General features: G+C 40.5%; 21 protein-coding genes and 1 tRNA gene. 6 read left to right on the forward strand and 16 right to left on the reverse strand.

The genetic code is table 11. The annotated features are described in order from the left end of the window. Positions 1-241: 241 nt before the first annotated feature. The 7 genes from PSE83_RS17550 to PSE83_RS17580 form a co-directional block, all read right to left on the reverse strand. On the reverse strand, positions 242-892 hold the full coding sequence (locus PSE83_RS17550) for a DUF4310 family protein (RefSeq protein ID WP_004258187.1): 651 nt from the start codon (positions 890-892) through the stop codon (positions 242-244). 2 nt (positions 893-894) lie between these two features. Further along, positions 895-1686, reverse strand: coding sequence for a DUF4311 domain-containing protein (locus PSE83_RS17555; protein WP_004258184.1), 792 nt, complete (start codon positions 1684-1686; stop codon positions 895-897). Positions 1687-1712: 26 nt separating this feature from the next. Next, complete coding sequence (locus PSE83_RS17560) at positions 1713-2009, reverse strand: DUF4312 family protein (protein ID WP_004258180.1); 297 nt, start codon at positions 2007-2009, stop codon at positions 1713-1715. Beyond that, entirely contained in the window at positions 2009-2374 is a 366-nt protein-coding gene (locus PSE83_RS17565) for an SFCGS family glycine-rich protein (protein WP_004258177.1), read from the reverse strand. Before PSE83_RS17565 ends, PSE83_RS17560 begins: the two co-directional genes overlap by 1 nt. A gap of 32 nt (positions 2375-2406) precedes the next feature. Next, entirely contained in the window at positions 2407-2745 is a 339-nt protein-coding gene (locus tag PSE83_RS17570) for a transcriptional antiterminator (protein ID WP_004258172.1), read from the reverse strand. A 482-nt stretch (positions 2746-3227) separates the two neighbouring features. Next, on the reverse strand, positions 3228-5198 hold the full coding sequence (locus tag PSE83_RS17575; RefSeq protein WP_004258168.1) for a BglG family transcription antiterminator: 1971 nt from the start codon (positions 5196-5198) through the stop codon (positions 3228-3230). A gap of 135 nt (positions 5199-5333) precedes the next feature. Beyond that, complete coding sequence (locus PSE83_RS17580; RefSeq protein ID WP_094961527.1) at positions 5334-6041, reverse strand: pirin family protein; 708 nt, start codon at positions 6039-6041, stop codon at positions 5334-5336. A 123-nt stretch (positions 6042-6164) separates the two neighbouring features. Here PSE83_RS17580 and PSE83_RS17585 point away from each other — a divergent pair, with 123 nt between their 5' ends. Continuing rightward, on the forward strand, positions 6165-7058 hold the full coding sequence (locus tag PSE83_RS17585) for a LysR family transcriptional regulator (protein WP_004258161.1): 894 nt from the start codon (positions 6165-6167) through the stop codon (positions 7056-7058). A 391-nt stretch (positions 7059-7449) separates the two neighbouring features. Here PSE83_RS17585 and PSE83_RS17590 read toward each other — a convergent pair whose 3' ends face one another. The 5 genes from PSE83_RS17590 to PSE83_RS17610 form a co-directional block, all read right to left on the reverse strand. Continuing rightward, entirely contained in the window at positions 7450-7845 is a 396-nt protein-coding gene (locus PSE83_RS17590; protein WP_004258158.1) for a DoxX family protein, read from the reverse strand. Positions 7846-8082: 237 nt separating this feature from the next. After that, positions 8083-8382: a YqjK-like family protein gene (locus PSE83_RS17595; protein WP_004258151.1), complete on the reverse strand. Its 300-nt coding sequence runs from the start codon at positions 8380-8382 to the stop codon at positions 8083-8085. Continuing rightward, the gene (locus tag PSE83_RS17600) at positions 8369-8776 is read right to left on the reverse strand and encodes a phage holin family protein (RefSeq protein WP_004258148.1); all 408 of its coding nucleotides are present in this window, start codon (positions 8774-8776) and stop codon (positions 8369-8371) included. Before PSE83_RS17600 ends, PSE83_RS17595 begins: the two co-directional genes overlap by 14 nt. A gap of 6 nt (positions 8777-8782) precedes the next feature. Further along, complete coding sequence (locus tag PSE83_RS17605; protein ID WP_004258145.1) at positions 8783-9088, reverse strand: DUF883 family protein; 306 nt, start codon at positions 9086-9088, stop codon at positions 8783-8785. Between the two features lie 236 nt (positions 9089-9324). Next, positions 9325-9993 (reverse strand): DedA family protein, encoded by a 669-nt coding sequence (locus PSE83_RS17610; protein ID WP_004258110.1) that lies wholly within the window; start codon positions 9991-9993, stop codon positions 9325-9327. Positions 9994-10607: 614 nt separating this feature from the next. Between PSE83_RS17610 and PSE83_RS17615 the strand changes: the two genes are divergently transcribed. Together PSE83_RS17615 and sstT are read left to right on the forward strand one after the other, a co-directional pair. After that, entirely contained in the window at positions 10608-11567 is a 960-nt protein-coding gene (locus PSE83_RS17615) for a TerC family protein (protein WP_004258103.1), read from the forward strand. 264 nt (positions 11568-11831) lie between these two features. Beyond that, entirely contained in the window at positions 11832-13085 is a 1254-nt protein-coding gene (gene sstT, locus PSE83_RS17620; RefSeq protein ID WP_004258100.1) for a serine/threonine transporter SstT, read from the forward strand. Positions 13086-13160: 75 nt separating this feature from the next. Here the strand turns inward: sstT and PSE83_RS17625 are convergent, their stop codons facing one another. From PSE83_RS17625 to PSE83_RS17635, 3 genes are all read right to left on the reverse strand, one after another. After that, entirely contained in the window at positions 13161-13721 is a 561-nt protein-coding gene (locus PSE83_RS17625; RefSeq protein ID WP_004258097.1) for a carbonate dehydratase, read from the reverse strand. Then, complete coding sequence (gene folE2, locus PSE83_RS17630; RefSeq protein ID WP_172767423.1) at positions 13711-14628, reverse strand: GTP cyclohydrolase FolE2; 918 nt, start codon at positions 14626-14628, stop codon at positions 13711-13713. The genes PSE83_RS17625 and folE2 overlap by 11 nt, the downstream gene beginning before the upstream one ends. A gap of 151 nt (positions 14629-14779) precedes the next feature. Next, the gene (locus PSE83_RS17635) at positions 14780-16801 is read right to left on the reverse strand and encodes an NADPH-dependent 2,4-dienoyl-CoA reductase (protein ID WP_112307574.1); all 2022 of its coding nucleotides are present in this window, start codon (positions 16799-16801) and stop codon (positions 14780-14782) included. Positions 16802-17025: 224 nt separating this feature from the next. Here PSE83_RS17635 and PSE83_RS17640 point away from each other — a divergent pair, with 224 nt between their 5' ends. Beyond that, positions 17026-17622, forward strand: a complete 597-nt coding sequence (locus PSE83_RS17640) for a GNAT family N-acetyltransferase (protein WP_096864423.1) — start codon at positions 17026-17028, stop codon at positions 17620-17622. Here the strand turns inward: PSE83_RS17640 and PSE83_RS17645 are convergent. After that, a complete protein-coding gene (locus PSE83_RS17645) occupies positions 17558-17839 on the reverse strand; it encodes a hypothetical protein (protein ID WP_272661006.1) in 282 nt (93 codons plus the stop codon). The genes PSE83_RS17640 and PSE83_RS17645 overlap by 65 nt on opposite strands. 411 nt (positions 17840-18250) lie before the next feature. On the opposite strand from PSE83_RS17645, the gene PSE83_RS17650 reads away from it, so the two are divergent. Next, positions 18251-18327, forward strand: a tRNA-Ile gene (locus tag PSE83_RS17650). 783 nt (positions 18328-19110) lie between these two features. Next, positions 19111-19278, forward strand: a 168-nt coding sequence (gene tssD, locus PSE83_RS17655) for a type VI secretion system tube protein TssD (RefSeq protein WP_272661007.1), incomplete at its 3' end; no start/stop codon positions are given.

Below are 19278 nucleotides of genomic sequence, written 5' to 3' on the forward strand. Positions count from 1 at the left end.
GTTGTCCTCTCTATACTCGATACTCGTCATACTTCAAACCGCAGCGTTGTTGGCAGCACTTCCGCTACCCTAGTCACATACTTTTGTATGCTCCTAGGGATATCGTCGTTTGCCGCCTAGCTGCAATTTGAATTATTTCGAGCATGCTTGCAGCACTTTCGCTACTCTTTGAACTATTTCGAGTCTGTTTTTAACTTATGTTATTCAGTAACCCGGAGCATATGCCCCGGGAGAGTGTTGGTTAAGCGACGATTGGGAAGAAATAACCGAACAACATTGCACCTAAAATGGCGCCACCGGCAACGGGTTTTTGCCATACATAGAAAATCAATGCGCCAATTAAAGAGCCAATTCCGATTGGAATGGATGCGGCCATCGCAGCTAAAATAATTAATGGACCTAAGAAACGGCCAGAGGTATTACCCGCACCCATCATGACGTCAGCACCAAAGGTTGAGTTAGCCTGAGCAATCGTGAATTTACGTGCAAATACAATCAGTAAGCCGATTAATACGCCAAGGAATAAGCCAGTTAGTAACGACATCCAGAAGTTAGTGACTAAAAAATCCCAACCAGCGGCTAAAAATAAGGCGGGAACACCGAGGCCAATACCGGTTTGCAGTGCACCACCGATATCTAAAATACCGACCAATGAACCTTCGATGATCCTAGCAAATAAGAAACTTGCACCAAATGCTGCGACTGCGCCATAAACCCCGGTATCTAACCCTGCACGTAACATGGCGACGAACGCCACTTCGTTAAATGCCCCAAAACCGTAGACGACATACATGTGGGTACCTGCGAAGATCCCTGCGGAAAGCAACCCAACAAAAATCGGGAAGGACCATTCTGCGTACCAAAAATCTTGTTTGTTAATTTCTGTTGTCATGATTATTTCCCGCTCAGCAGACCGTGGACGTATTCAAGCCACAATGGTTTATCCAGGTTGAAAGAGGTGATCATCTTTAGGTCGAATTCACGGAAGAAGCCGCTGAGAACGAACAGGAGAACCACTGTTATCATCATTGTACGAGTGATACGGTTCCAGCCGTTGTCATCAACGCCTTTACCAATCAAGATACCTAAAACTAAACCAGGGATAGCATTCCCCATGATTAGCTGAGCACAACCACCAAATAATGTTGCCCAGAAACCTGAACGACGCCCTGCATCCATGGCGGCTAACCAGAAGATGACTGGCATCACGGTATTAACTAACAAGTTTGCGGCAGGCACTAGTACGTTAATGGCTGTCGTTTGTAGTGCAGCAGGAACTGCGGAAGCGGTTGTGTTTAAGAAGGCGACAACTAATGCCCCAATGATGGCACAAGCGATAGCCATTTTTTTCGGGTTATGCAGTGTGTCAGCGACACTACGGTTTTTGGTTAATAGTGCAGCCGCGCCCCAGTTTGGGATGATGCGATGGTCAACATCTTGTGTAAATGCCCCAGCAGCAACTGACGATGCCCATGCGTTAAAGAAGAACCCTAAGCCGAAAGAAAAATGAGACGCTGGGTCGCCTTCACAAGCGTTCAGCTCACCCAATGTACGGAATGCCCCCATACCTTGTACGGTTGGTGCGTGGAACATACGCGCAGCCCCTGCGCCTAAGCCAAAGCCGCAGAGCCCACCGATGATCAGGGACATGCCCAATATTTCTAAAAAAGATGCAGTTTCACTCATGGAATTAACTCCAGACCTGATTGCTATTATTGTTCTGTAAATGGTATTTCGTTGACAGAAAGTAAAGTGACATCCAGCGAAACGTCGAGTACAACACGAAAATGTTCACGTTTGCGTGGCAAAAAGAGAAAAAGAAATTTTTCTGTCCGCGAATGAGAGTGAGCACTAATCACTTCAACATCCTTTGGTTCTATCCGTAGGATGATATCTGTGCTGTTCTTCAGTACGGTTTTTTGAATTGAATTTAAGGCGTCAGCTATTGCTTTTTGCTTAGTGTCGCCTTGCCCTGTAACCCGTACAACCGTTTCGATAGATTTTTTCATTAAGCGTTGCCGTATTTTTTATTGAATGCTTTTACCAAGCGCTCGCCTAACTCTTCCTTGTCCATAAAACCGAAACCTAATACATTGCAACCGTCTGCAATCGCGGTTTCTCCCTCTTCAATAGAGCGCATCCCATAGCGAGCTTTATAGCCATATTTAGTTTGAGCGGTAATTGCGCCAGCGCCACCACTACCACAAAATGAGATGCCTAAATCGGCTTGTTCTGCGTTCATGACATCACCGAGTTTCATATCAGCAGCGACCCCCGGAACAACAACGGCTTTGCCACCCGCAGCTTCAACACCCGCAGCCACTTTTTGGCCTTTACCTAAACGGTCACCGATAACAACAACTATCTGTTTCATAAAATATTCTCCAAATCCTACCAAATTAGTAATTAATCATTTGAACGTGCGACTTCAAAGTGAACAGAGAGTAAATAAGTCTCTTCAGGTGCTAATCCAGGAAGTGTGTCAACAACCCGCTGTGCGAGCACTATCGAATGTTCAGAAATTTCATCGAATAAGCTGATATCGACTTCTGGTAAGGCTTCACCCGTTTTTGCTCTACCGACCATGGCACGTAAATGAGACTCCAACATCTGTTGTTGTACATCTGTGGTGTAGCAGTCCTCCTGCTTGAGCCAGTCAGTAATCACTGCTAGCAGTTTTTGTGTCACCTCATCAATATCAAGGTTATGTTCTAACATTTTAAAAACGACAACTGATTCACTCATAACTATTTAAAATCCAAAGTAATATTGCAAGTTAGACTACTCTGTTCCTTCATGCTTAATACCTTAGTCTGTTCTTGTTCATTTTTGCAGGCAGGAAATTTCCACTTATAAGTGGAAATTGTTTGGAAATTAATAAATGTATTTTTGGTGTGTTTTTTGCTCTATTTGGAAATTAAGTGGAAAAATTGACATCAGTCAACTATCTAAATAAGATGTGAATAACAATACTTTGGATAAAATATGTTATTTATCAATTGACTATTTTTTTAATTAAAAAATGGAAACAAAAAAAGGAACTGGAAAGGGAAGTGGAAGCTATAAATGGAAATGATGTTGCGTGGGTTGTACTCGCTTCCATTTAGTCACTTTGGCCGTAAAATAGACAGTTTAGGATAGGAAAGTATTTATAAGAGTTGTGGTTAGGATCACGTAAAAGTCAGCAACTTCCACTTTTCCACTACAAAGTGGAAATTGCTACCAAGTTAGAGGATACGCGCTAAGCTATCTTTAGCTATTACTTGGAACTCATTGAAATTTTTGACACTCACTAAGCGACGTGTTGTCTTTTCTTTTACAAAGGTAACGAAAAGGTCATAAATAGCCATTGCTTCTTCATAGTCTGTTTTACTGATAGCTAATAAGAAAATGACATAAGCATTTTCTTTGGTTTCCTTATTCCACTCAATGCCTTTCGGGGCGACAACGGTTGCAACCACTGTTTTATTGGCAAGTAGACCTAAAGAGTGAGGCAATGCGATACCTTCCCCGAGCAAGGTGGAAACAATTGATTCACGCTCTTGTAGTGAAGGGTAGAAATCAGGTGTGACGTAGCCTTCTTGCTGCAATTTATTGCAAACCATTTGAAAGAGCTCTTCTTGGCTAATTTTTTCATTAATTACCATGAAGAATCGTTCATCAAAAAAGCGCTCGATAATATAAGGGCGAGTTTGATCAACCATGGCGAGGCGGCCAACTTGCTCTAGTTGATAGGGTGTTGGGAACGGCGCAATTTTAATAACAGGCTTATTTTTCTCTGAAATTCGTACAGTGGTAATCACGAAATCTTCAGAGACTTCATCCAAGGATTCATACTCTTGTAACGTTAACCCTCGGCTAAATTTGAGCTGTGGAAATTCACGCATGATTTTAGATTCAACCACGCGAAACGTGGAGTTCCCTGCATCAGTGACTACCAGTACTTCTGTTTGGCGAATGGAGCCAGCGCCATAGTTACGTTCGAGGCTGACTCCAATATGAACCGCAAGGTAACCTAGTTCATCTTCACTGATTGGGTGGGGGAGTAATTGCTTACTTGCACTGGTTAACGCGCTCAGTGTGACATCATAGGCGAACGGGTAATATTGTTTGATATCAGATAATAGCGGGTTTGGTGTGGAAATATGATACTGCAAACGGGTGATCAGCGATGCAAGATGAGTATTGAGATCTTTTTTGAGTTTTTCATCGCTCCGTAAGTCATAATTATATAATTCATTAATATAATTTAAAATATATTCACATAGCTCATTATGAGTACCACTTTTTTGCGTACTAGAGTCTTGGTTACTAATGCGTTGGGCAACGATTTGGTCATGCAAATAGCTAAGTTCTGCCCCTGAAAGGTCATTGCCAAGAAAGTAGATTAAACCTTTGGATATTTCATCACAGGCTTTGCGGATCACTTCTTCACTGTCATCATTTTTGACGGAGGTGGTGAGTTCATGACCACGAGTGATACGCAAAATAGTCACCGCACAATTAAAAACCAGGTATAAATGCCCTTCGTTGCTAATCCGAATATCAAAGCGATTCATACTGTTATGTAAAACTTTATCGATATATGTCAGGTCTAAATTATCAAGGCAATCAGGGCGGAAAGTGGTTAAATCAGGGGTTATCTGTGCGGAATAGCGGCGCCATAAAGTTTCGGTCATACAAGCTCGAACTGCCCACTCGCTACCGTTCAAACGAATGCCTTGATGAGGGATACTTTCTAATGCAATTTGGTATTTATGAAGCTGTTCTCTCACCGCGCCCATATCTTGCTGTAAAGTGCCACGGCTGATAAACCACTCTTCAGCGATATCATCAAGTTTTACGGGGAGTGATAACATCAAGAGTTTTAATAGCAGGGCATCAATGCGCTCTTTGCTAGTGCGAGGAATCTGATTGTCTTCATCACTTTGTTGAGTAAAGGTAGCAAATAGGGCTTCGTCTTCAATTTTTAGTCGGTAACCGCGACCTCGCTCATATACAATATGAGCACTATATGGCTGTATCAATTCATTGATTTCATTGATATCAGAACGAATAGTTCGAGTAGAAACGGAGAAATTTTTGGCTAACTCGTCTTGAGGCACTACCTCATTGAGAATTTGAGCAAAAATTTGATTATGTCGCTGTTGAGTGAATAGAGCCACGGAAACACCTTTAAAATCAAAACGAAAAAGCATTTGAGCAAGAAAATGACTTGTTTTTTGCTCGCTAATGGCAGGACTCTAACACAAGCATGTCAATATGTAGGATATGTAAATCATAAAATTTGCGAATCCGTTCGCAAAATTCACTCTGCTATAGCAGGAAAAGGGCTAGCTTTGCTCTCCAAGATCGATTAATAGCCCTCTAAACGGTTTATTTACACTAATGATGACTTGATTGTCGTCTTGGATAAAAGCCCCATCATTGCAATTCATTTCTAACTGCTCGCCTTTTGGTGTACGCAATGTCGCTCCACCATGTATAGACTGAAGGAATGAGTTTTTTCCTTTTAGCGTGATCGCTGTTGACTCATTAGTTGCCAAATGAATTTGGGTGATCCAAATTTGTTGACGTAACTGAATGCTTTGACTTTCCCCGTCAGGAGATGCGATAAGTTTGTTCTCATTTTCACTAATGGCTATTTTTTGCAAAGGCAAAGATTCTTGCTGTGGGCAAGCATTTAGCCAGAGCTGTAAACGTGTCAACGGTGTTTTTGGGCACACATTTTGTTCGCTGTAGCTCAGGTCTGGGCGCGGTGAAAAACGCACACACTCACCTTCATCCGCTTGGATGGTGTTACCTAGGCTATCTCGATATTCTGCATGCCCTTTTAGGATGATATTTAAGATATCGACATGTGGATAGGTTCTTGGCTGTAGTGCATTTTGTGGTGCGATAACTTCTTGGTTCAGCACTCTGAGAGTTTTAAAACCCATAAAGTCTGGGTCAAAATAATGGCCGAATGAAAAGGAATAACGCGCTTGTAGCCAACCATAATCAGCTTTTCCGCAATGGTTAGCGGGTCTTAATGTCATCATAATGGTTAACCCTCATTGAAAATAAATAAGTTAATAATCTATTGTTATAATAAATAGCTGGACGTTGAATTGTTAGCCAGTTAATCTGTTTCCTTTGTTCAAATTTCCTGAAAGAGAAACTTCATGAGTAAAGAGAGAGCATTAACGCTTGAGTCATTAAGGGTTATGGATGCAATCGACCGCCGTGGTAGTTTTGCTGCAGCCGCTGAAGAGTTGGGGCGAGTCCCATCTGCGCTGAGTTATACCATGCAAAAATTAGAAGAAGAGCTCGATGTCATTTTATTTGACCGTTCAGGGCATAGAACTAAGTTTACCAATGTCGGTAGGATGCTACTTGATAGAGGAAGGATCCTACTTGAAGCCGCTGATAAGCTAACATCTGATGCGGAAGCGCTTGCAAAAGGATGGGAAACGCATTTAACCATCGTGTGTGAGGCTTTAGTTCCTGTTCATTCACTTTTTCCGCTGGTGGAACGATTGGCGGAAAAATCAGAAACACAGTTATCGTTAATTACTGAAGTATTGGCGGGAGCATGGGAACGTCTTGAAAGCGGTAAAGCGGATATAGTCATTGCTCCTGATATGCATTTTCGATCCTCTTCAGAAATTAACTCTAAATCGTTATATACCGTTAATCATATTTATGTAGCGAGCCCGGATCATCCCATTCACCAAGAACCTGAGCCGTTATCTGATGCGACTCGAGTGAAATACCGTGGAATTGCAGTGGCTGATACCGCTCGTGAGCGGCCTGTGATCACGGTGCAGTTGTTGGATAAACAACAACGATTGACGGTGTCAACGATTGAGGATAAACACAGAGCCTTGTTGGCCGGCCTTGGTGTTGCGACGATGCCGTACCCAATGGTTGAACAAGATATTCGCGAAGGGCGTTTAAAGGTGGTTGGCGCAGAGTTTAGCCATGAGACGAATATTATTATGGCGTGGCGGCGGGATAGTATGGGGGAGGCTAAGTCGTGGTGTCTCCGAGAAATCCCCAAATTATTTAGAGTGTAAACTCGTTATATTTTGAGCCGTAGGGGTGTTGGCTTCATTGAGTCACCCGAGTCACATACTTATGTATGCTCACGGGATGACTCAATTTGCCGCCTACCTACAACTCAAACTATTTAGAGTTTACGAGTAAGGTTTGCTGGTAGCGATTCAAAAGAGTAAAACTATCTCAGTCATAGCTCAGTTGTAGCACGAATTATTTAGAAGTTAACCGTGGCTGAAAAGATAAAACCGCTCGACTAATTTGTCGCCTACCTACAACTCAAACTATTTAGAGTTTACGAGTAGGATTTGCTGGTAGCGATTCAAAAGATTTAAATAAAAAAATACCTCCCGAGGGAGGTATAAGTTGGACAAACAAATAAAGTCAATAAGGGTGATAATGAAATCGGAATTACCATTTTTTATTTAATAAATGGTCAATACTAAATTTCCCTGGGCCGGTTACTGCTAATAGTAAGAAACCGCCTGCGATAGTAAAGTTCTTCATAAACATTAAACTATTTGGTGCAACGCTAAAGTCGATATGGAACAGTAGCGCCGTTAATACGGTAAAGCCTGCAGTAAATAGGGCTACAGTTCGTGTTAAGAAACCAAATAGAATGGCTAAACCGCCACCAAGTTCTAATAAAATGGTTAAAGGTAATAAAAAGCCTGGAACACCCATTGCTTGCATGTATTGTTGTGTTCCTGCGTATGCATCTCCCAGTTTTCCATACCCAGCAACAATGAACAGAATTGGCATCATAATACGAGCTAACAATACCGCACCATTTTCTAAATTTTTCATTAAGATTCTCCAGACTAATAAGCCATTAAATATAAAGTATTTGCGATATGTGTCGCTTTGTAATGTTGTTTTCAGCACAAATAGGTAAGAAAACATTTGATGGGCTTATAATAGTCATTTGCTTATTCAATAAAAAGCAAAGCTTATTAACAAAGATAGTCAAAAAAATTGAATGGTGATGAAGGGGAGCTAGCTAAAGTGAAGAGGCTTAATTTAGCATATTGATTTTAATTGAAATTACTTCTTTCCTGCATTGATCGTACTTTGAATTGTCCTTGCTATACCCCACATTGTGAAGGCTTTTTTCCCTAATTGAAGTATGCGTTTGGGTTTTTTCAGTGAATAAATCGAAAGCAGGCCTGTTGCCGCAATAAATAAAGGACGGAAGGTAACGAAGGTTTTCCATGTACGGTCATAAGGAGCGGTCACTCGTAGCCAATCTTCAGAACTTGCAGCAAGGTCGCTCCGTTGCTGCTCAATTCTGTTGAGTAACCGTTGTTTTTTTGCGGCAAGTAATTGGCGTTTATTTCTGGTCATTATCTTTACCTGCTAATGCATTCGCGTCTTGGCTTAATTGCTCCCGTGTGGAGCTCAATAAGGTAGACTGCTTTGCTTTTTTAAGAGCCCAAATAGCAAAGGTAATGGCGAGTAGGACTAAGCACCCTGTTGTTATAGCAAGTGCTTGATAACGATAAACAGGGTCAACAGACCAAAAAATAAGACCAATTAAACACATTAGGCCAAAAGCAGTAAAAAGAAGCGCTAGTCCAACTAACAATAACAACTGGATAAAATTAACTTTCTCTTCTTCGAGCTCAACGGCAATGAGTTGAAGGCGAGTTTCAACAATATTAACGGTAATACTGGCAATGCGTTGCAGTATTTCAAGGACCCCTTTACCGGGGCCCTGACGTTGTTGATTTTGTTCCATAAGCAATTAACGTTTCGCGAGAAGTACGCCAAGAACCACACCAACAGCAGCACCGATACCGATACCAGTCCATGGGTTTTCTTTGACATAGTTGTCTGCACGGCCCGCAATTTCTTTAGTTTGCTCAGTGATCCTTTCGGTGGTTTGACCGAGTTTAGCGCGAGATGAGTAAAGTACATCTTTCGCTTTGGATTTCAAGCTTTCAATCTCTTCTTTCGACTTCTCGCCTGTATCATTTAATACGGCTTCAAGAGAATCTGCTAACGCTTTTAGTTCTGCGCGTAGGTCTTCTGATGAATGATTTGATGACATATAGAACCTCCTATCAATAGAAAAGAAACTTCACTGTATTAACAATAACTGTTTTTGCATTAAGTGCAATGAGTTATTCAATAATAAATTAGGGGTTAAGAAAAAATGTAAAAAACAGTATTTATAAAAATTCTATAAATATCAGTTAGTTAATTTAATTGTGGGGAGTGGGGATACTAAGACGTAAAATTAAGTAAAAATGAAAATGCGAGAACTGAGAGTTCCCGCATGGAGAATTAATTCGCTTTTTTATTTGAGAATTTTTTCTTAACGACAACAGCAATGCTACCAATTAAGCCAAGGATCAGTAGCCCTACAGGGATCAACATCAAAATGTTCATAATATGATGTTCATATTGTAGGAAAATCGGGCTTTTACCAAAGCCATAACCAATTGCAGTCAAAATTAACACCCACAGTAGGCCACTTAACCAATTGAATACTTGGAAACGACCGTTTTGCAAGCCAGCTAGCCCTGCTATTGTTGGAAGTAGTGTTCTGACAAAAGCTAAAAAACGACCAATTAACAAGGCTGCGAGGCCATGACGGTGGAACAAGCCATAAGCGCGTTGGTGGTAGTGTTCAGGTAAGTGCTCAAGCCAGCCTTTAACTATTCGTGTGTTCCCCAGCCATCGTCCTTGTATATAACCAACCCAACAGCCTAAACTGGCGCCAGCGGTTAAAATTACAATAGTGAGCGGATAACTTAATGTGCCTTTAGCGATGAGAACACCAACTAAAATCAATAAGCTATCGCCAGGTAAAAACGCTGCAGGCAACACCCCGTTTTCAAGAAACAAGATAGCGAACAGCATGAAGTAAATCGACCACACTAACGATGGGTTAGATAGGGTGACATAATCTTGGTGCCAAAGGGCGAAAAAAAGTTCTTTAACTAATTCCATTAATGTTTCCTAAACGGCAATAACAGCAACAAACTTGTTGTTGGGCAGGGAGAAATGGATTAAGTGAATGCCAAAGTGAAAGTAGTGTTTCCTCAGGCTGTTAGTGTAAAGCACGCTCACTTTAACAAAACAGAAAATAACTAAACAGTAAATTTTAAGCTTATTTTTAGAATTCATTTAAGTTTTGGCCGATTTTTACGATTTATTGCGCGGCATGGAACGATGTAAAGTGCTTAAAAATGGCGTTTAACCCGCTTTTTACCGAGAGTATGCGAAATATACTTGTTAATTTATCTTTTAATGTAAAAAAATAACGATAAAACAATAAAGGCTAATTATTGCATTTTAAGACTATTTACCGTATCTTATCGCCATAGCAAAGGGGAGTAACTTCTTCTTGTCGGTTTATCGTCATTACGGTGTACACATTACACCCGGTAGCCGAGCACCACAGTTACCTATTTTTAGGTTATTTGTGTTGTAAGTGAGACCTTGCCAGAAGGCGAGGTTTGCTCATAATTTACAACCAAAAGAAATAGCTTGTGGTTAACGAATTTTAAGCGGCTGATGTCTTCTGGATATCAGCCGTTTTTTGTTTTTTAAGGGAAAGGAAAATGCACTCAGTTGGTAACCCGATTTTATGGGGTAGTTTTGCCGTTATTATTTTACTTATGTTACTCATTGATTTGTTCTGGCAAGGGAAACACAAAGGCCAAGCAATGTCGATGAAACAAGCTGCGGCTTGGAGTATCGTGTGGGTAACGCTTTCGCTTCTCTTTGCAGCGGGTTTTTGGTGGTATCTTAATGAGAACGTAGGGCGTGAGTTTGCTGATAGCCAAACCATGGCGTTCTTAACGGGTTATTTATTAGAAAAAGCATTAGCTGTTGATAACGTATTCGTTTGGTTGATGTTATTTAGTTATTTTGCCATTCCTGCAACTTTACAGCGTCGTGTGTTGGTTTATGGAGTATTAGGCGCTATCGTACTTCGTACGATTATGATTTTTGCAGGTAGTTGGTTAGTCACACAATTTAGCTGGATTTTGTATGTATTTGGCTTGTTCTTGCTATTTACTGGTTTGAAAATGGCTTTTGCCAAAGAAGATGACTCGCCAATAACGGATAAACCGCTAGTAAAATGGGTTCGTTCTCATTTACGTATGACGGATGAATTACATGGTGAAAAATTCTTTATTAAACGTAATGGCGTCCTATTTGCGACCCCACTTATTTTAGTGCTGATTTTAGTTGAAATTAGTGACGTGATATTTGCGGTGGACAGTATACCCGCTATTTTTGCGGTGACGACTGACCCATTCATTGTTTTAACATCGAATTTATTTGCAATTTTAGGCCTACGTGCCATGTATTTCTTGTTGTCAGGGGTTGCTGAAAAATTCTCAATGCTAAAATACGGTTTAGCGGTAATTTTAAGCTTTATCGGTATAAAAATGCTATTGATTGATATTTTCCATATCCCAACACCGATTTCGTTGGGTGTGATTGCGTCAATTTTAGTCGTGACGTTAATCATTAATGCAATTGTTAATAAACGCAACGAAGCAAAAAGTTAATTTATCTTTTTTATTTTTAAATCCTCTGCTGTGAAAAGCAGGGGATTTTTTTTAACCCTCTGAAAACGCTCAACCATTTTGTTTATCCCATTCTACTATAAGAAACAAAACTCTATTGAGATCACAGTTATGTAAAATGTTTGTTAAACAAAGTCAATCATTGTGTATATTTTGAATAATTGCCTTTTCAGGCGACTATTATTCCTTATACTTGCTGTGCAAACACATTTAATTCCTAATAAAGATAAATAATATAGGTCTATTATGGATACAAATAAAACAGGGTTATGGCGAGTTATTAGCCAAGGTAGTCTAGTCAAACAGATACTGGTTGGCTTGATAGCGGGTATTTTGCTTGCATGGTTATGGCCATCTGCTGCAAAAAATGTCGGGTTGTTAGGGGATTTATTCGTTAGTGCGTTAAAAGCTGTTGCTCCTGTACTGGTTTGGGTGTTAGTAATGTCATCCATTGCTAACCACCGCCAAGGGCAAAAAACCAATATCAAACCTATACTGGTGTTGTATATTTTAGGAACATTTTTTGCCGCGGTTGTCGCCGTTATTGGTTCTTTCCTGTTCCCATCAAATTTAGTCTTAGCGGTAGGTGATACACAGCTAAATCCACCGGGTAATATTGCTGAAGTGTTAAAAGGCTTGCTAATCAATATATTTGCGAACCCTATCGACGCACTGATTAAGGGCAATTATATTGGTATTTTAGCGTGGGCGATCGGGCTGGGTATTGCACTGCGCCATGCAAATGAAACCACAAAAACTTTAGTTCATGACTTTTCTAATGCAGTAACACAACTGGTACGGGTTGTGATCCGTTTAGCGCCTTTAGGGATTTTTGGCTTGGTTGCTTCCACTATCGCAACGACAGGCTTTGCAACTTTAAAAGGCTATATTCACGTTCTCGCAGTATTGATTGGCTGTATGCTGATTGTTGCTTTCATTGTTAACCCATTGATTGTTTACTGGAAAATGAAACGTAACCCATACCCATTAGTTCTCGCTTGCTTACGTGAAAGCGGGGTAACAGCATTCTTTACACGTAGTTCAGCAGCAAATATCCCTGTGAATATGGGGATGTGTCGTCGCATGAATCTACATGAAGATACTTACTCTGTTTCTATCCCATTAGGTGCAACCATTAATATGGCTGGTGCAGCGGTAACGATTACAGTACTGACGTTAGCCGCTGTACATACTCTAGGTATTCCAGTTGATATCCCAACGGCACTGTTATTAAGTGTGGTTGCTGCGGTGTGTGCATGTGGCGCATCAGGCGTTGCCGGCGGTTCACTATTACTGATCCCATTAGCTTGTAACATGTTCGGTATTTCAAATGAAATTGCGATGCAAGTGGTCGCGGTTGGTGTGATGATTGGCGTATTACAGGATTCAGCAGAAACGGCGCTTAACTCTTCAACTGACGTGTTATTTACTGCAGCGGTGTGCTTAGCGGAAGATGAGAAACTGGCTAACGCTGAAGCGCGGCTATCTCATCGTGATTAATTGTTAATTAAATATATTTTGAAAGGGCAGAGACAGCGAAAGTGAACTCTGCCCTTATTTTAGTGGGTTATTGAGTTAAAACTCATTACGTAAGCGGCGATAACCTTCGACTAACTGCACATTAGTTGCGGCAACTTCTTCTGAAAATTGCAAAGAGGCGCGGTCAACTTGCTTAAACTGAGATAAATCACTGTGGGCATTTACATGTACGCAGGATGGAATATATAAAGCAGGGGGTAGCGTTAAACCATCAACAACAGCGTTATAGCGAACAACACAGTTTTCCCCAATTTTGCAATTAAATAGAACGCTATTAAAACCAATAAATACTCGTGTAGCAATATTACAAGGGCCATGGACAATGGCACGATGTGCTATTGAAGTATGTGAGCCAATTTGTACTCCAGCCCCACTTTTAGAATGGATAACAACACCATCTTGAATATTTGAATGTGGGCCTATTACTATCGGTGACATATCCCCCTCTTCATTGAGTTCATCAGCTCGGATGACTGCATATGGGCCGATATACACGTAATCTTCAACAATGACTTTGCCACAAATAATTGCGGTAGGGTCGATATAGGCTTTTTCTGAAATAACAGGGGAGTGTCCTGATGGATTTTTACGCAGCATGAGTACTCCGTTTCCAGTGCGTGTGAACAACTGCATTATGTGCATGTAAACTTTCTTGATGCTCTATATTAATGTTCACTTCGTCATAGTGACATTGATGACGAAAAGCCATGACTAGTTTTCTCGCTGCATCTTCACAAAACATCAGGTTTTGGGCATTTGCGATAGCGAAAGCTTGTTCATCATTACGTTTAACAACAGTTTGTACAGGTGTTGAAAGCACGTTTTCAATTTGATTAATTAATTCAATGATGGGAAATATTTTATGACTAGCTTTCAACGCTATGGTTACCCATGCCCAGCTGCGTTGGCTATGTGGTGTAGCGGGTAACCCATTTTTAGCTAGCCAGTTGAAAACTTGAGTGGGATATAATGGTTGTGTCTCGTTCTCAAATTCAATAGCAAATTGTTGTTGAATCACTTGGGTACTGAGTGCCGTGGCACTAGGACATGTCGATGAATAAGGAACCCCAACTTTTAAACAGATAATAAATGATTTGTTGAAATTTGCATTTATTTCAAATGGATATGCTTTCCATCCATGCTGGTGAGAAACTAAAGAAGGGCGAGATAATAAAATATCGCCATAAAGTCGAAGAGATGACTTCGATGATACATGGCTATGGGATATTAAAATCTGCTCTAGAGCCTGTTGAATCAAATTGGGGGTTAGTTCATGCTGTGTGAGTCCATCTAAGGTCTGATACAGCCGGGACATGTGTATTCCTTTCTGTCCTTGTAAATCAGTACCGACATCAACAAGTGCGTTGATTGGACGACCCGCTATCTCAATAGGTAAAGCAATCCCTGTCATACCGACCCAGTCTAGCTTGATATTGCTATAAATATCATTTTCCTTTTGCGCATCCGGTAAAGATGAACAACGTAATTCAGTTGATACTGTCATAACCCCTCAGCCATTCTTAATTTACAAATAGCGGTTATGTTATAACATAACAATTGTTTGGGGTGAAGAAAAAGAGGTATAAATATCAGTTAGGTTAAGGAGTGCAGTTCCCCCTCAGATAAAAGGCTCACCTTAGGGGGATATGAAGAGGCTAAATCTGATATGCGGTTTTCATCCCTTGCTCAATTGCTCGGCGGGCATCCAGTTCTGCAGCAACATCCGCACCGCCAATCACATGGGCGTTGATCCCGTGTTCTGCTAGTTGTGTTTTTAATGGGCGGTAAGGCTCTTGCCCTGCACACAAAATGACATTATCAACAGGCAGGCACTGTGTTTTATCTTGATAGCGAATATGGAGCCCTTCGTCATCAACTCGCATGTATTCCACGCCATTTAGCATTTGAACACCGCGTTTCATTAGTGATAAACGATGTACCCAACCGGTTGTTTTACCGAGGCCTGCTCCCACTTTACTGTTTTTCCGCTGTAATAAATACAATTGACGAGCTGATGCCATAGGGACTTTTTGTGGGGGGAATACACCACCTTTAGAATGAATTGTGGTATCAATATTCCACTCTTTATTAAAGAGTGAATTATCTAAACTGCTGCTTTTCCCTTCTTGGGTTAGCAATTCAGCAACATCAAAGCCAATCCCTCCAGCGCCAATAATAGCGACACTTTTTCCAACAGAGCGTTGTTTGGTGATGACATCGATATAGGAAATGACTTTATGGTGCTCAACCCCTTCGAGCTGGATTTTTCGTGGGATGACACCCGTTGCAATAATGACTTCATCAAACCCCGATAAACAGTCAACATCGGCTTGTTGTTCAAGGCGTACATCAACATTCAATAATTGTAATTGGCGGCAAAAGTAACGGATGGTTTCATGGAATTCTTCTTTGCCAGGTATCTGTTTAGCGAGGTTAAATTGGCCACCTATATGGTTAGATTTTTCAAACAAAGTGACACGATGCCCACGCTTTGCCGCGTAAATTGCACAAGATAACCCAGCGGGCCCAGCACCAACAATCGCAACGGATTTACTCAGAGCGGCTTTTTCGTTGGGATAATCCATTTCTCTAACAGCTTGTGGGTTAACTAAACAACTGGCCAGTTTTCCACTAAAAATCAGGTCGAGACAGGCTTGGTTGCAACCAATGCAAGTGTTAATTTCATCTGCTCGATTTTCTGCGGCTTTACGAACAAACGCTTCATCAGCTAGAAATGGCCGAGCCATTGAAACCATATCCGCTTGGTGATTGGCAATAATATGTTCTGCAACAAAAGGGTCATTGATGCGGTTAGTGGTTATCAGTGGAATATTCACTTTCCCCATTAATTTTTGCGTGACCCAACTAAATGCACTGCGAGGAACTTGCGTTGCTATCGTCGGTACTCGAGCTTCGTGCCAACCAATACCGGTGTTGATCATACTCGCACCCGCGTTTTCAATTTGTTTGGCAAGTAATTCAATCTCTTCCCACGTTGAGCCATCTTCAACTAAATCCAGCATGGAAAGCCGGTAAATAATAATAAAGTTAGCGCCAACGGCTTCCCGTATTCGCCGTACGATTTTAATGGGAAAACGAATTCGGTTTGTGTAACTTCCACCCCATTCATCGGTTCTATGGTTGGTACGTTTGGTGATAAATTGGTTAATTAAATAACCTTCGGATCCCATAATTTCGACACCATCATAGCCAGCTTGTTGAGCTAGCTTGGCTGTTGTCACGAAGTCATCAATCGTTTTTTCAACTTCATCAGTTGAGAGTTCTCGGGGGGCGAATGGAATAATCTCTGCTTGAATAGGACTTGGTGCAACTAATTTAGGATGCAAGCCATAACGCCCTGCATGTAAGATTTGTAAGGCGATTTTACCGTCAGCTTGGTGGACGGCATCCGTAATTTGTTGATGAAATGAAAGCTGGTTTTTATCGTTTAATACTGCGCCATGAGCGGTAAGCGCCCCTTCTGGATTGGGGGCGATCCCACCGGTAATGATCAGACTGACACCATTTTCAGCGCGTAGGCGGTAAAAATGCGCTAGTCGCTCGCTGCCTTGTGGGTGCTCTTCAAGCCCAGTATGCATTGAACCCATCAAAATACGGTTTTTTAGGACGGTATGGCCTAAATCAAGTGGGGTAAAAAGGTGTGGAAAATTGCTCATTATTATACTCCCATTCGGGATTTCATTAACAGGTCAGATGAGTTAACTGTAGCGTAATGAAGCTGCAATTTGGTAAAGATGTTAAAATTTTGTGATTTTTATCATATGTTTTCGGTTAAATAGCTGAGTGTCATAAAAAAATAGGTGTTTTTTTATTTTTATGTCATAAACAGAGATTAAAAAAAGAGACACACAGCATAAAGAACGATATAGGGGAAACCATGATGAAAGAGATTTGCCAAGCTATTACTTTAGAAGGTGAATACGTTCGCCTTGAACCTCTATCCCACCAATATGATGTCGAACTGGCAGAAATCATTCGACGAGATGGGTTGAATAATTTGTGGTATGCCTTAGTTCCTGAGCCTGAGCATTTCTCTCAAGATGTGGAAAAGCGCCTGGAAAATTTCCAGAAAAAGGAATGCTTACCTTTTGTGGTGATCGATAAACGAAGCGGTAAACCAGTTGGTATTACTTCTTACAATCGTGTGGACCATGCAGTAAGGCGGGTTGAAATCGGAGCCACTTGGTATGGAATAGAAGTACAACGCACCGCATTAAATACAGAAGCTAAATATATGCTCTTAAAGCATGCTTTTGAGGAATTGAATTGCGTTGCAGTGGAGTTTCGTACACATTTTTTAAATAGCCAAAGTCGTCGAGCCATTGAACGGCTAGGGGCTAAGCTTGATGGTATTTTACGCAACCATATGAAAACTAAAACGGGTGAACTGCGTGATAGCTGTATATATAGCATTATTGAGTCAGAGTGGCCGTCAGTAAAACACCACTTAGAATGGCAGATGGTGAAACCGCGCTAAGGTTAGCTGTAGATAAGTCGCCCACCGAAAGGTGGGCGATGATGCCAACATCAAGCTTTAACGTTTCGAGGGTTTTATCTGCTTTATGTAGCGCTTGTACTTTTACTTCTGTTGGCCTCGTTCCTGTGATTTCGCCTATATTTTTGCCAATAACCGCTTTATTGATTTCAAAAGCCGCCACAACTTCAGCACCATGTTCTTGCAAGTAACGGATCAAAAATTACTTATTTTTCCAAAACCATATTGAACTGCATGTACTTTTTTCATCATTTTTGTTCTATATGAGAATTATCTATAAACTATGCAGTAAAACAGTAATGTAAAAATATTGTTTTACATCAAGTGCTTGAATGAGTAATTTTTAATAAATTTAGTTGCCATTATGATGTTGTTTTTATTATTAATTTGATATTGGTAAAAGTTAAATATAGATAAGGTGTGAGAAACTGATTTAAATAAAAAATAGTAGGGCTCATTAAAATTGCAGAAAACGACTTTCAAATGATAGCAATTGCTTATGCTATCGCATTGAATTATAAGAAGAGTGATTGAGTTGAACACAATTTCAGCATACGGTTTCGAAACACTAGACCTAAGCGAAAACTACACGTATAATCCTTCCCACTTTGGCCCCTTAGCTCAGTTGGTTAGAGCAGTCGACTCATAATCGATTGGTCACTGGTTCAAGTCCAGTAGGGGCCACCAAATTTATCAAGGAGTTAGATGTTAATCATCTAACTCCTTTTTGTTTTCACCTCATTATCGTGAGTGTTTAACTCACAATCTAACTGGCTGTGAGCCTTCGGTTTTAACATTTTAAAAATCAATTTCAACACTTATCGTTAGAAAAACAGTGAAATTGTTTTTGCCGTTCAACGTGTTCTTCCTTTATCCATCCTACTTTATCCGCAATGGGAAAGAATAAAGAGTGTATAACGTAAATGGCGACAAAAATTCTAAAAAAATGGAAAACGGACATAAAAAATGTTTTTTATATATTAATTCGATAAGATACTAAGTGCTGGAATAAAATATATTTTAAATATGCACTTAAAGAATATTACACTGCACGACCAAGGCGGTTAATCCCTGTGGAATTAAATGTTAATCTAATAGTGTGTTTTTATTTTTATTAATCAATGGGTTATTTCATTTTTTCTGTTTGAAATATTTGGTTACATAGTTTATTTCTATGTACATTAGAACTTACTGGGCTTACCGCAGTTTGGTCTATTTTTTGCTCGATGATTATTCGATAATGATTCATTTTTGGTGTTTTTCTGGAGTTATATAGCGATATTTCAACCAGTTTACGCTAAGTCACTTATCCTAGAGAGATACAAACCAGCCCTCAGGTTTACATATCATTCATCAGATTTTATTATCCTTCAAGTAAATCTTACCGTGCGCACTGGCTGAGATGACGGAAATTAATCGATAATTATGTCGACCTAACCCAATTTGTCATTCTGGATAAAGGATATCGCTATGCCAACTCCATGTTATATTTCCATTGAAGGAAAAACCCAAGGCAACATCACTGCCGGTGCATTTACTGCCGATTCAGTGGGTAACATCTATGTGCAAGGTCATGAAGACCAAATGTTAGTGCAAGAGTTTTCTCACGTTGTGACTGTACCGACAGACCCACAATCC

This window comes from Providencia sp. PROV150, from assembly GCF_028481025.1.
GTDB classification, from domain to species: Bacteria; Pseudomonadota; Gammaproteobacteria; order Enterobacterales; family Enterobacteriaceae; genus Providencia; species Providencia hangzhouensis.